This window comes from Micromonospora sp. CA-269861 (genome assembly GCF_050948505.1).
Classification (GTDB): domain Bacteria; phylum Actinomycetota; class Actinomycetes; order Mycobacteriales; family Micromonosporaceae; genus Micromonospora.
In genome coordinates this window covers 1,984,477-1,997,708 of record NZ_CP192014.1, presented here as the reverse complement: position 1 = coordinate 1,997,708, position 13,232 = coordinate 1,984,477, and the positions used below count along the sequence as shown (strand labels likewise).

The 13,232-nt window shown below is 69.1% G+C and carries 9 protein-coding genes; 1 reads left to right on the top strand and 8 read right to left on the bottom strand.

All coding sequences use genetic code 11. The features are described from left to right. The first annotated feature begins 328 nt into the window (after positions 1 to 328). The gene (locus ACQP0U_RS09190; protein WP_433317491.1) at positions 329 to 1,642 is read left to right on the top strand and encodes a hypothetical protein; all 1,314 of its coding nucleotides are present in this window, start codon (positions 329 to 331) and stop codon (positions 1,640 to 1,642) included. A gap of 61 nt (positions 1,643 to 1,703) precedes the next feature. Here ACQP0U_RS09190 and ACQP0U_RS09185 read toward each other — a convergent pair whose 3' ends face one another. From ACQP0U_RS09185 to ACQP0U_RS09150, 8 genes are all read right to left on the bottom strand, one after another. Next, positions 1,704 to 2,783: a hypothetical protein gene (locus ACQP0U_RS09185; RefSeq protein ID WP_433317490.1), complete on the bottom strand. Its 1,080-nt coding sequence runs from the start codon at positions 2,781 to 2,783 to the stop codon at positions 1,704 to 1,706. Positions 2,784 to 2,842: 59 nt separating this feature from the next. Then, positions 2,843 to 3,475: a hypothetical protein gene (locus tag ACQP0U_RS09180; RefSeq protein ID WP_433317488.1), complete on the bottom strand. Its 633-nt coding sequence runs from the start codon at positions 3,473 to 3,475 to the stop codon at positions 2,843 to 2,845. Between the two features lie 27 nt (positions 3,476 to 3,502). Continuing rightward, entirely contained in the window at positions 3,503 to 5,923 is a 2,421-nt protein-coding gene (locus ACQP0U_RS09175; protein WP_433317486.1) for a family 43 glycosylhydrolase, read from the bottom strand. 202 nt (positions 5,924 to 6,125) lie between these two features. Next, positions 6,126 to 8,591, bottom strand: a complete 2,466-nt coding sequence (locus tag ACQP0U_RS09170; protein WP_433317484.1) for a glycoside hydrolase family 43 protein — start codon at positions 8,589 to 8,591, stop codon at positions 6,126 to 6,128. 275 nt (positions 8,592 to 8,866) lie between these two features. Continuing rightward, positions 8,867 to 10,021, bottom strand: a complete 1,155-nt coding sequence (locus ACQP0U_RS09165; RefSeq protein WP_433317482.1) for a serine hydrolase domain-containing protein — start codon at positions 10,019 to 10,021, stop codon at positions 8,867 to 8,869. Positions 10,022 to 10,024: 3 nt separating this feature from the next. Then, complete coding sequence (locus ACQP0U_RS09160; RefSeq protein ID WP_433317480.1) at positions 10,025 to 10,849, bottom strand: carbohydrate ABC transporter permease; 825 nt, start codon at positions 10,847 to 10,849, stop codon at positions 10,025 to 10,027. Beyond that, positions 10,846 to 11,799, bottom strand: coding sequence for a carbohydrate ABC transporter permease (locus ACQP0U_RS09155; RefSeq protein WP_433317478.1), 954 nt, complete (start codon positions 11,797 to 11,799; stop codon positions 10,846 to 10,848). The genes ACQP0U_RS09160 and ACQP0U_RS09155 overlap by 4 nt, the downstream gene beginning before the upstream one ends. After that, on the bottom strand, positions 11,796 to 13,151 hold the full coding sequence (locus ACQP0U_RS09150) for an ABC transporter substrate-binding protein (RefSeq protein ID WP_433317476.1): 1,356 nt from the start codon (positions 13,149 to 13,151) through the stop codon (positions 11,796 to 11,798). Before ACQP0U_RS09150 ends, ACQP0U_RS09155 begins: the two co-directional genes overlap by 4 nt. Positions 13,152 to 13,232 lie beyond the last annotated feature (81 nt).

Genomic DNA, 13,232 nt, shown 5'->3' with positions numbered 1-13,232 from the left:
GTCGTGCGAGCGGGGTGCCCCTGATGACACCGCCCACCTGACCGTTAAATGAAACATCGATGTAATGCGATCGTAGGAAAGCGGTTTCCCTCAAGGCAATAGCTGACGCTTGCAGGTTTGTTGCAGTGCTTCCGGGACTGTCGACCAAGCGGGTGAGGCCGTCGGCGGCGCGGGTTTCCGGCTTGCCGCGCGCTCGGTATTGACACCACGGGGCTTGCCATCGATGCTCTGCTAAATCAGTTTAGCGACCGGCTCGCTCCGACCCGGCCCACTTCCGGTCCCGGGCGCGATCGCTGGCTGAGCGCACCACCTTGGAGAAAGGACCCGCATGAGACTGCGAAAAGGACTGATCCCGCTCGCCGCCACCCTCGTCCTGGCCGGCGCCTCCGGCACGGCCTACGGCAGCGCGAGCGGCAGCCGGGGCACCGCCGACGGAATCCGCAGCATCACCCCGATCACCACCGTCTACACGTACGGCCAGAAGGTCTCGGCGGTGGCGATCGAGTACGGGGCCACTGTCAACCCCCGCACCCTCGACACCACCACGTTCTCGGTGACCGACACCGTCTACAACTTCCGCTTCAACCCCATCGAGGACCTGCCGAAGCTCGCCGACCGGACCATCACCCACACCTACACCAACGGGGCGCCGGGCACCCGTGCCGACCGCCACTCGGCGCCAGGCAGGTACGTCATCGTCGAACTCGACCCCGCCGACACCGGCGGCTCGACAGTCATCGTCTCCAAGTGCCCGACCTTCCTCTGCACCGTGAAGGTCAATCCCGAGCTGCCGACCCGGGTCGTGCAACGCAAGGACGTGCACGGCCAGCCCGGCCGCGGGGCCGGCAAGGGGCCGGTGCTCGCCCGGGCCACCCCGCGCGAGTCCCGACCGGTCACCGAGAAGCCGGTCAACCAACTTGTCGACGAGTTCACCTACGGCTCGTTCCTGAGTGGCGGAATGGTGCTGCCGTACCACTACCACCTGCCGAAGAACTACCAGCCGGGCCGAAAGTACCCATTGATGGTCGTCCTGCCCGGTCACGGGATGGGCTGGGACGGCGACAACCTCGGTGTCCAACTCGCCGCCGACATCCCGGCGACCGCGTGGCTGCAACCCCGTTGGACCGGCACCTCCGAGGACGTCATCGTCCTGGCACCCCAGCACCAGCGGGTCGGTGGGGTCGCCGAGGCGGACCTGCTGGTCAAGCTGCTCGGCCAGTTCGTCGGCCAGTTCGCCGTGGACACCGATCGGGTGTACGCGACCACCGTGTCGTACGGCGCCCAGCTGCTCTGGGAGGCGTTCGCCAAGCGTCCGGACCTGTTCGCCGGCGGGCTGGTGACAGGTGGCTTCCCGGTCAACGCCACCCAGGCGACCGCCATCGCGGCGGCCGAGGTGCCGGTGTGGATCACGCACGGCGAGCACGACCACCTGCTCAACGTCTCGGGCGCGCGCAACTCCACGGCCGTGCTGCGGCAGGCGTACACCGCCCGGGGTAAGACGCCCGAGCAGGCCGCCGACCTGGTGCGCTACACCGAGTACGCCGATGCCGCGTTCTCGTTGCCGGACTACCACGCGGCCTTCGGACCGACCTACGAGGACGCCACCATCCTGCGCTGGCTGCTCCGCCAGTCCAAGCCCTGAGGCCGGCGGCCGGGCGACGCCTCGCCGCGACCCGTCGGTGCGATGTCTTCGCGCCGACGGGTTACCGGCGGGCGTCGTCCGTGTCGGGCTCGGCGTCGGCGGGCGCGCCGCCGACGAGCACGGACTCCTGACCCTCCTGGCGGCCCTCCTGCCTCGCGCGGGCCAACAGACCGGCCAGCCGACGTCGCCGGTGCCGGGCCGCCGCCCGCAGTCCCAGGAGCAGGACGGTGAGCAGAACCAGCAGGGCGAGCTGTGCCCACGGTACGACCCAGGTGGTGACGGTGGCGGAGGCCGTTCGGAGGTCGGCCCCGGCCTGGCCGTCGCCGAGCAGCGTCGGCGAGGTGGTGACTGTCGTGCGGAGACGCCCCAGGGCCCAGACGCCGTCGGCCCGGGTCTCCACCTGCCGACCGCCGCCGGGAAGCAACTCCTCGACGGCGCTGGTGGCATCGTGGCTGGTCCGGCCGAGGAGGTCGGACATCGCCACGCGACTCGTTCCGCCGACCCAGACGTTGCCGTCGTTCTCGACGGTGTAGCGGACCCGCACCGTGCCGCCGGCGAAGGGGTTCCACGACGGTGCGTACGTCACGTCGAGGCCCCGGACGGCCAGGGCCGCCTGCGCGGAGCCGTTGACCCGCAGCATGACCCGGAACCCGACGCGGCTCTCGACGTTGACTGTGCCTCCGGTGCTGGTGACGGTCGCGGCGATGCCGGCCGGGTGGTCGCCCGGCGTGGCGTCAGCGGGCACCGTGATCGTGAACGGCACGACCGTCGTCTCGTTGGGGCCGACGGTGACCTTCTCCTGTACGTCGATCCAGGTGCCGCCGTCGACCGAGGGCCGGTCGGACGACAGCATGTTGAAGCGTCCGTTGTCGGTGAGGTAGCCGTCGGCGGCCTTCAGGGAGAAGGCGACAGCGGTGCGGCTGAAGTTCCGTACCGCCAGGTGCTCGGTCACGGCCTGCCCCGGGTCGAGGCTGGCGTTGATCCACCGGCGTTGGTCCGGGCCACTCGCGGTGGCCGGCTGGACCGTCCAGGTCAGGGCCTTCGGGTCCGGTTCCGCCGCTGCCGCGGTCGGCGCGGCCGCAACCGCGAGGGACGCGACGGCGAGGACGACGAGCGCTCGGCGCAACGGGGTGACGGTCATGAGGCGGCCCTTCGGCACGGGGCTGGGCGGGGGCCCGATCCGGGCCCCCGCCCAGGCCACTACTCGAACAGTGAGAGCGTGAGCGTGGAGCTGTACTCGCCGGCGGCGACCTCCGCGGGGGTCCGCAGATACAGGTCGGCGTTCACCGAGTACGAGTCACTGACGACGGCCTCGGAGTCGAAGGCCGAAACCAGCAGCTCCTGGTCGACGAGGCCGACATTGTTGCCCGGCTGGGTCGGCTCGTCGAGGCTGGTCACCACCTCCTCGCCCTCGGTGACCAGGCCGGTCTCGCCGCCGTCGAGCAGACGCGGCTTCCAGCCGAAGTGGTCGGCGGTGATCGGCGCCTGGCCGGCGGTGCCCGCGAAGTCGGTCGCGCTGCCGAGCACCGCCCAGCTGGCACCGTCGGGCACCTCGTCGGCGACGCGCGTGTCGGTGACCGTCACCGTCGGCAGGGTGCCGACGAACTGGCGAACCAGCAGGGTCGAGCCGTCCTCGGACAGCGCGACCGCGTCGCCGGCGATCGACAGGGCGAGTACGCCCGGTTCCCTGATCTCGTCGATGTCGACGGTGACCCGCACGCTGGCGTCGTCACCGGGCTCGGCCAGTGCGGGCGACGGCAGCACCGCCGCCCCGGTCAGCACGGCGCCGACGGCGTAGGCCGCGAGCATCTGCCGCCGCTTGTACGTGTTCATCTGATCTCCGTTCTCCGCCATGAGGGGTTATCCGCCGCAGGTGCCGGCGGGGTGTTGCACGGTGCGGACGGTCGTCACGTCCTGGCCGCCGATCGCCCCGGTCACCCGGACCGTCGCCGAACCCGCCGGCACCGACACCGCGCGGGTGTTGAACGACTGGTAGGCGCTCGCGCCCGGGGCGACGGCCGCGAACGACCGCTCGCCGTACGGCGTCTCGACTGTGATGCCGACCGGCGCGTCATGGTCGTTGCGCGCCTGCACCGCCACGTACGCCTTGCCGCCCACGCACCGCGTCGACGCCGTGGCCGTGACGGGCAGGTCGAGGGTGGCCGCCTGGAAGGCCCAGTTGTCGATCTCGACGAGGTCGACGCCGGCCGGGCCGGTGTAGGTGAAGTAGACGTCGTGCACGCCGCTGACGCCCTCCAGCTCGGCGGTCACCTCGGCCCACTGTCCCACCGGCGTGTCCACCGCGACAGTGCCGAGGACGGGGCCGGTGGCGTTGTCCAGCCGCACCTGGACCTGACCGCCGGTGGTCAGCGCACGCACCCGCGCCGTCAGGCTCTGCGCGCCGCTGTCTCCGAAGTTCACCGAGGACAGCGCCGTCCAGTCGCCGTTGTCGATGTCACGGACCGCCAGGTTCGGCGCCGCGCCACCGAACTGGGCGGAGCTGCCGTCGACAGTCGTGGTCGCGACGCCCTTGCTCCAGCCGAAGGTCTCGGCCTCGAAGACGCGGTACGGGTCGAAGTCCCGGACCTGCTCCACACCTGCGTAGGTGCCGACGACCTGCTGGATCGTGCCGTCCGGGTTGAAGGTCAGCTCCTGGATGTGCGGGCTGCGGTACCCCTGGGTGGTGTTGCCGTTGATGCGCTTGTTGAGCGTCGGGGCGTGGTAGGTGAAGTAGTACCTGCCACCGAACTCGAACACCGACTGATGGTTGTTACCGCCGGTGCCGGCCCCGAAGAACTGCGACTGGTTCGGGAAGAGCACACCGGCGTAGGTCTCCTTCGGCCACGACATCGGACCGTCGGAGATCATGTAGCCGATCTGGCCACCCCCGGGGTAACCGGGAAGGGGCTGCTGACTGCCACCGAAGTCGTTCCCGCCGAAGTGCGACGAGTACGAGAAGTAGTACCTGCCCAGGCGCTTGAAGACGTGGCCCGCCTCGAAGGCGACCGGGGCGTCGACCACGGCTGCCGTTCCTTCGGTCGAGACCATGTCGTCGCCGAGTTCGATCGACCGGATGTTCTTCGGGTTGTTGAAGCGCTCGGCCGGCGGCATGCTCGTCGACGCGGGACCACCACCGAAGTAGAGGTACGGCTGGCCGTCGTCGTCGACGAACGGTGCCGGGTCGAACTTCCACGCGACGGCCTCGGCACCGGGCGTACGGCCGTCGATGAGCGTGCTCGTGCGTTCGCTGGTCCACGGGCCGAGCGGCGACGCGCCCGTGATCACGTTGCTGGAGCCGCCGCCGTTGGCGTAGTAGAGGAAGAACTTCTCCACACCGTTCACCACCTTCTTGGTGATGCCCGGAGCCCACGAGTTGGCGGTGAACGGAGCCACCCCGTTCGGGCCGGCGACCTGGATCTCACCGTGGTCGGTCCAGTTCACCAGGTCCGCCGAGGAGATCACCGTGATCTGGTTGATGTCGCCGTAGTTGATCCCCGGCGAGACACCAGTGCTCGGGTTCGGGGCGTAGCCCTGGGTGTCGTTGGTCATGTACATGTAGACCCGACCGTCGTGCACGAGGCCGAAGCCGTCAGCCCCGAACTTGTGCCCGATCAACGGGTTGTGCTCCCCGGGCAGCTTGCCGACGACCTCGATGGTCTTCGACGCCGGCGCGGGCGGCGCGGCGCCGATCACCGACACGTCGTCGAGCTTGAAGTCCATCAGGTGCAGAGCCGGGTCCGTGGACGGCGTGCTCGTCCAGGGCGTCTCGAAGAACAGGCGTGCCGTCGACACGCTCTGCGTCGTCGGGATCGTGAACGTCCCGTTGAACTGCGCCCACTGGCCCTTCGTCGCCGTCACGCTGACGAGGTTGGTGTAGGTGCCGCCGCCGTAGTGCATGGTGGCGAAGAACTGCTTGGTGGCCGGGCCGCTCTCGTTCTCGTACTTGATGCGGGCGGTGAGGGTGTAGGCCTGGCCGGCCTGCACCTTGCCGCTGAGGTCCTGCATCGGCCCGGATCCGGTGGTCGTCCGGCTGGTGACGAGCGCCGCGTTCGCGCCGGCGTAGGCGTCCGACGTGGCCGACAACTGGGCGCTGTCGGTGGCGTTCCCGTTGTTGACGAACCAGTTGGCCAGGCCGCCCTCGAACCCGCCGTTGACGACGAGGTTCGTGTCGGCGGCCTGGACCGGAGCAGCCGGGGCGATGAACCCCGTGGCCAGCATCAGGCCGACTGTCGCGAGCGCTGCGACCCGTCCTCGGGTCGCCCGTCGCATTCGTTGTTCCACGAGACATCCTCCTGCATCTCTGACGTGCGGTCATCGGTGTACGGGGGATCGGTGGGTGTGCTTCCGTGGGTGGTCCGGACATCAGGGGTCGACTGCCACCACCGGTCCGACCGCGGCGGGCGGCGCGGGACAGATCCGCAGTTCCGCGCCGCCCGGCTGGTCGCCGGTGGTGCCGGTCGGTGAGCCGTGGGCTCGTGGTGGGTTATCCGCCGCAGGCGGTGGCGGGGTGCTGCGCGGAGTGGGAGGTGGTCACGTCCCGGCCGGCGACCGCCCCGGTGACTCGGACCGTCGCCGAGCCGGCCGCCACCGACGCCGCACGCGTGTTGAACGACTGGTAGACATTCGCTCCCGGCGCGACGGCCGTGAACGAGCAGTTCCCGTACGGGGTCTCCACGGTGATCGCGACCGGCTCGGTCGAGTCGTTGCGCGCCTGCACCGCCACGTACGCTCTGCCGCCGAGGCAGCGCACCTGGGCGGTGGTCGTCGCGGGCAGTGCCGCCAGCACCCCGAGTCGGGCCAGTTGGTAGCTGAGGGCCCGTTCGGGCGCGTCGATCTGGTTCTGGGTGCCGAACTGGCCGGCCCGCGCCGAGGTCGCCGCCGCGAGCGCGGACTGCGTCGTGGCCCAGGCGTCGGCCGGGTAGTGGCGCGGGTCGAGTGTCTGCGCGTGGGCGATGGCCGCGTCGAGAGCTGTGGTGTCCAGCGGCCGGGCCTGCGCGGTCAGCACGTCGCTGAGCAGGTAGCTGTCGAAGTCGACGTGCCCACCGGTCTCCTGGGTCGCGTAGTTGAACAGGCCCACCCGGTGACCCATGAAGTGTGCGAGGCTGCCGTCGAGCGCCTGCGGGCCGACGCGGTTGCCCAGCCGGGTCCACTGGATCCCGTCCAGGCTGTAGTAGAACGTCGTCCACAGTTGGCCGACCGGCGAGGAGAAGTCGAGGTCGGCCTTCACGTGCACCTCGGTCGCGTCGCCGAGCGGCACCGTGGTGCCGGACACGAAGTTCTCCAGCGTCGACTGGTCGAGGTCGACCGCGAACGGCTGCGACCGGTTCACGACGCCGAGGGTGTTGACGCCGCCGACGCGCTTGACCGCCACGTACGAGAATCCGCGGTTGTAGGCAGCCAGGCCCGCAACGTCGCCGTTCTTCATCCCGGAGATGTCCATCCGGGTCTGGACCGACTGCCGTGGCCCGAACGTCCGCTGCGAGAGCGTGTTGCGGGCCTCCTCGAACCAGGCCAGCTCGGCCCGGTTGGACAGCTTCGTGTAGACGTACTGGCCGGTGACGACCTTGCCGGTCGTCAACCGCAGCCAGCCGTCGCGGTCGGTGAGAGACCAGTACCTGTTGTCCGGCGCGTGGTTCCACTCCCACGCCAGGTCCAGCCGCGACCCGTTGGGGGCGATCTCCGCCGGGTCGATCGGCCCGGGGACCGTCCACTGCTCGTCCTGGTACGCCCTGTGCGGCGCGTCGTTGGCGAAGTCGTCCGAGGCGACGATGCTCTTCTGCCGCTCGAACAGCTCCTCGGCCGGGGTGAGCCGGATCGGCTTGTCGAACAGGCCGTTGACCGGCACGACCCCGTTGGTGCCGAAGGTCGGCCACCCGTCCTGCCAGGTGGCGGGGATGAGCGCCGGGATCCGACCGATCGGGAACGTGTCCCGGAAGAACATGCCGTGCCAGTCGGTCACGCCGCCGGCACGGCTGATCGGCACCAGGCTGCCCTGCGCGAAGCCGTTGGAGTTGAGTACTCCGCGCGCCTCGTAGGTGTTGACTCCACCGGTCGAGGTGTAGCGCCCGAGCAGGTCCTTCGACCGGAACATCACGACCTGGCGGCCCTGCCCGGACGGCCAGGTGATAATGACGGCGTAGTACCAGCCGTCGATGTGGTAGACCTGCGCGCCCTCGAACAGACCGCCGATGAACGGCTGCCCGGCGTAGTTGTTAGCGGTGAAGATGTTCGGGTAGTCCTGCGCGATGGCTGTCAGGTCGGCGTTGAGGCGTACGGCGCTGGTGCCGCCGGAGCCGTAGAAGATGTACGGCGTGCCGTCGACGTCGAAGAAGAGCGACGGGTCGTGCAGGCCACGGCCGAGGGCGGTGCGCTGCCACGGACCGTTCTCGACGTCGTCGGTGCGGTAGAGGTACGCCCCGCTGAGGTTGTTGGTGTTGAACACGGCGTAGAACGTGCCGTCGTGGTAGCGCAGCGACGAGGCCCACTGGCCCTGCCCGTACGAGTTCTGGCCGTTGCGCAGCGAGAAGGAGTCGCCGATGCTCGCCCGGTCGAAGACGTAGTTGACGATCTCCCAGTTGACGAGGTCGTACGACTTCATGATCGGGGCGCCCGGGCTCAGGTGCATCGTCGTGCTGATCATGTAGTAGATGTCGCGGCCCTCGTCGTTCTCGGCGGCCGGCACGCGCTCAACGCTGATGTCCGGCACGTCGGCGTTGAGCAGTGGCACCGAGTAGGTGCCGGCGCCGGTGTCGGTCGAGGTGTACGACGATCGGGGCGACCATCCGTCGGCGTCGTGCGCCGCGGCGGGGGTGGCGGCCAGCCCCGCACCGACGAGAACGGCGACCGATGCGAACGCACACAGTGGACGGAGTCGACCCCGGAACACTGTGGACGCTATTCGGGCCAGTGTGTTCGCCGTGAGGCGAGCAGCGGCGTTCAGGCTGTTCACAGCGGAGCTGCGGAAGGATTTCAGGACACGCGAGCGGACCGGCACGACCAAGGCGAGCTCCAAACGCGAGAGCGGCGTGAAGGCCATCGTGTTATCGCTAACAACGCCTGTCAAGACTATCGATGAAACGTGCCCGAAGTATCCCCGTAACACCAAGACCGACCACAATGGACGGTCCCATCCCAGGCCCAACCCCGGTGATCATGAAGTTATCGCCATCGATCACGGCGTGTCAGGGCAATAACTTCATGATCACCGGGTCTGGACTGGCGGCGTCAGTCGTGCAGGCAGGAGCGGAGGGCGGCGGTCAGGCTGTTGGCGCGCTCGTCGCCCATCCCGCGCATCTGGTTGACCACGTAGCCGAACCCCACCTGGTGCTCGGCGTCGGCGAAGGCCAGGTTGCCGCCCGCGCCGTCGTGGCCGAAGCTGCGCTCACCCAGCAGGGGCCGGGCCGGTGGCGAGTGCAGCAGGAAGCCGGTGCCCCAGCGCTGCCCGGTGTCCGGCGGGCCATGTCGCTGCTGACCCTGCGAGCGGACGACTACCGCGTCGTCCACCGACGCGGCCGTGAGCAGCGGTCCACCCTGGAGGTCCGAGACGCAGGCGGCGTAGAGGCGCGCGAGGCCGTCGGCGGTGCTCACCGCACCCGCGCCGGGAACACCGGCGGCCCGGATGGCGTCGTCGTTGAAGCTCACCAGACCGTCGGCGTCGGCCGGGAAGGCGAAAGCGCCCCCCATGGTGATGCCCCGTTCGGCGACCGGGTCCTCGAACGGGTCCGGGTCCGGCGGTGGCGCCAGGCCCCAGGCCACGGTGTCGCTCTCGGTGGCCGGAAGCCCCAGCCAGGTGTGCAGGCCGAGCGGGCCCGCGACGGTGTCGGCGAAGAACGCGCCGGGCAGTTGGCCGGTGACGCGGTGGATCACCTCGCCGACCAGCCAGCCGTAGGTCATCGAGTGGTAGCCGTGCGCGGTGCCCGGCTCCCACAACGGGGCCTGCGCCTCGAGCGCCTTGATGACCGGCTCCCACGCCAGCACCTCGTCGAGGGTCAGGGGCCGGTCCACCGCCGGCAGGCCGGCCTGGTGCGTGAACAGCCAGCGCACCGGGATGTTCGCCTTGCCGTGCTGCCCGAACTCCGGCCAGTAGCGCGTCACGGGGGCGTCGAGGTCGAGCCGGCCCTGTTGGGCCAGCAGGTAGGCGCAGATCGCCAGGATTCCCTTGGTGCAGGAGAAGACGACGACAGGTGTGTGCGCGTCCCAGGGCCGCCCGGTACGGGTGTCGGCCACCCCGCCGTACAGGTCGACGACCTTGCGGCCCCGTACGTAGACGGTGACCGCCGCGCCGATCTCTCCCCGGGCTGTGAAGTTGTCGCGGAAGACGTCGGCGACGCGGCCGTAGCGATCGTCGACGTCGCCGTGGATCTGCGGCTGTGTGACCACTGCCTACCCCTTCACTGACCCTTGGATCAGGGCCTTGATGAACTGTCGCTGGAAGATCAGGAACACGATGAGGGTCGGGGTGAGGATCAGCAGCGACCCGGCGCAGAGCAGCACCAGGTCGGTGCCCCACTGACCCTGGAACGCGCCGAGCGCACCGGCCATCGTGCGTTTGGTGGCGTCGTCGACGAGGACGATGGCGAGCAGGAACTGGTTCCAGGTCCAGAGGAACATCAGGATCGTCAACGAGGCGATCGCCGGTCGGGCCAGCGGCACCTGGACCCGCCAGAACAACTGCCACGTGCTGCTGCCGTCCACCCGGGCCGCCTCGGACAACTCGACGGGCACGTTGGTGAAGTGCGCGCGCATCCAGAACACCGCGAACGGCATGTACAGGCCGATCAGCGGCAGGATGATCGCCCAACGCGTGTTGAGCAGGCCGAGATCCTGCATCTGGTAGTAGAGCGGCGTGACCACGGCCTCGAAGGGCAGGGTCAGACCCAGCAGGAAGAGGCCGAAGACGAATCGGGCACCCGGCACCCGTAGCTGACCGAGCCCGAAGCCGGCCATGGTCGCGATGAGCACCGACACCGGCACGACACCGGCCACGATGAGCAGGCTGGAGCGGAGCAGGGCACCCATGTTCGCGGCGGTGAAGGCGTCGGCGAAGTTCCCCCACTGCGGGTCGGACGGCCACTCCAGGCCATCCGGCACGGTGCCCCGCGGCTGCAGCGCCGCCGACAGCATGCTCACGAACGGCAGCAGGGTGACGACGATCAGGGCGATCAGGAAGACGCGGCCGGTCACCTGTTCGCGTCGGCTCAGATTCACGGCTTCTCCCCTCGGCTCAGACGCTGGATCGGCAGCACACACGCCAGCACCAGCAGCATGAGCACGACAGCGAGCGCCGAGGCGAGCCCCACCTGCCGCTGCGAGAAGGCCAGCCGGTAGATCTCCAGGCCCGGCACTGTGGTCTGGAGGCCGGGGCCGCCGCTGGTGGAGATGTAGACGATGTCGAAGCTCGCCAGCGCCGCGATGATGGTCACGGTGAGGCAGACGCCGATCTCCTGGCGCAGGCTGGGCAGGGTCACGGCGAGGAACTCGCGGATCGGACCGGCCCCGTCCAGGCGGGCGGCCTCGTACAGCGCCGGATCGATCTTGCTCATGCCGGTGACCAGCAGAATCGTGCAGAGACCGAGCAGGACCCAGGCGCCGATGACGCCGACGGCAGGCAGCGCCGTGTCGAAGTCGCCGAGCCAGGCGCGGGCGAGGCCACCCAGCCCGACCGCGCGCAGCACCTGGTTGACCAGACCGTTCGACGAGAGCAGCCAGCTCCACGCGATGCCCGCCGCCACCAGGGGGATGACCTGCGGCAGGAACAGGATGGTCCGCACGACGGTGCCGAACGCGCCGGTGGTGATCCGGCGAACCATGCTCGCCACCAACAGCCCTAGCGCGACCGGGATGAAGCTGAAGAAGACGATCAGGACTACCGCGTTGCCGATGATCTTCAGCAGGTCGCTGTCGGTGAAAACGGTGAGGTAGTTGTCCAGGCCCACCCAGCGGGCCACCCCGATCCCGTTCCAGTCATAGAGCGAGTACTGAAGCGTCAGAACGAGCGGGCGCAGGACGAACACCGCGTACATCACCAGGGCGGGCAGGACGTACAACCAGCCGGTCCCGGCCGCGCGGGCCCACCGAGAACGGTGGGCCCGCGTGGGGGTCGGACGGGCGCGACGATCGCCGCGCCCGGTTGGTGCGCTGCCGAGGGCAGACGTCATCGGGACAGTTCCTTCTGGTACTCGGCCTGGACCGCCTTCACGTACCCCTCGGGCGTCTGCTGGCCGGCGATCAGCTTCTGCATCTCCGGCGTGATCGCGGCGGCGAAAATGCCGCCTGTCGCATTCGCGGTGAAGTCCACCGCGCCGTTCTCCGCACCGAGCTGCTGCGACGCTTTCAGGGTCTCGGCCAGCACGGTGTTCGGGGCGACGCTCGGCACCGGCAGGTCGCTCGGGCCGCCGGGGCTGGAGCCACCGACAGTCACCGAGATCTCGCGGGCCTTGGCGTTGGTGTGGACCCAGTTCAGGAAGTACGCGGCGGCGTCCGGGTTCTTGGCCTTGGCCGAGACGCCGAAGGTGTTGGGGGCGGACATCGCCACGTGCTTTCCGCCGGGAGACTCGGTGGGGAAGAGGAAGAAGCCCACGTTGCCGGGCATCGACTTCTCGAGGTTGGCCGACTCCCAGTCGCCGTTGAACATGAACAGGCCGTTGCCCTTCTGGAACTCCCCCACCATGCCCGCGTAGTCCAGGGCGTTGGCGTCCTTCGTGAAGTAGCCGGCCTGCGCCCACTTCTGGATGGTCTGGGTGGCCTTCAGGGCGGCCGGGGTGTCGAAGGTGGCCCCCGGCTTCTGGAAGATCCAGTCGGCGACCTGGGTCGGGTCGCCGAACTGGTTCTGCAGCGCCTGGTGCGGGAAGTTGATGCCCGCGGTGTTCTTGTTGAACTGCATGATCGGCTGGACCCCGCCGGTCTTCGCCTTGGCCAGCAGTTCCTCGAACTCGGCGACAGTGGCCGGCGGCTGGGTCATGCCGACCTGACCGGCCAGCTTCTTGTTGTAGAAGACGCCGGTGACGCTGTAGCCGAGCCCCATCCCGTACAGCGAGCCGATGCCCCGGGTGTTCTCGCCGACGCGCAGCTGCATGAGCTGCGAGGCGGGGAACTTGTCCCAGCCGTACGCGGTGAAGTACGGGTCGAGGTTCTTGAGCAGGTCGTCCTTGACCAGGTCGACCATGGTGGGGAGCCGGATGATGTCGGGTGAGTTGTCCGAGGCCATCACCCGGGGCGCGTTCTCCACGATCACCGTGAACTGGTCCTCGCGGATGTTGAACTTGACGTTCGAGTGCTGCTTGGAGAACTCGTCGGCCAACGCCTTGGCCAGCGGGAAGCCGGTCTCCGCGTACATCTCCAGGGTGATCGGCTCGGTGCCCAGCTCCGTCTTGACGGCGGCATCGGACTTCTGGGTCGACGACCGGTCCTCCCCCGGCGCGCTGCACGCCGTCGCGGTCATCCCGACCGCCAGCAGCGACGCGAGGAGCACAGTTCTCCGTCGCGGAAACTTTGTCAGCAATTCTGCCATTTCATGACTCCTTGACATCTCCACGCGTACGCCGTGACCAGTCGCCCGAGCGCAGCACCGGCGTACGGTCAGCGAAAAGAA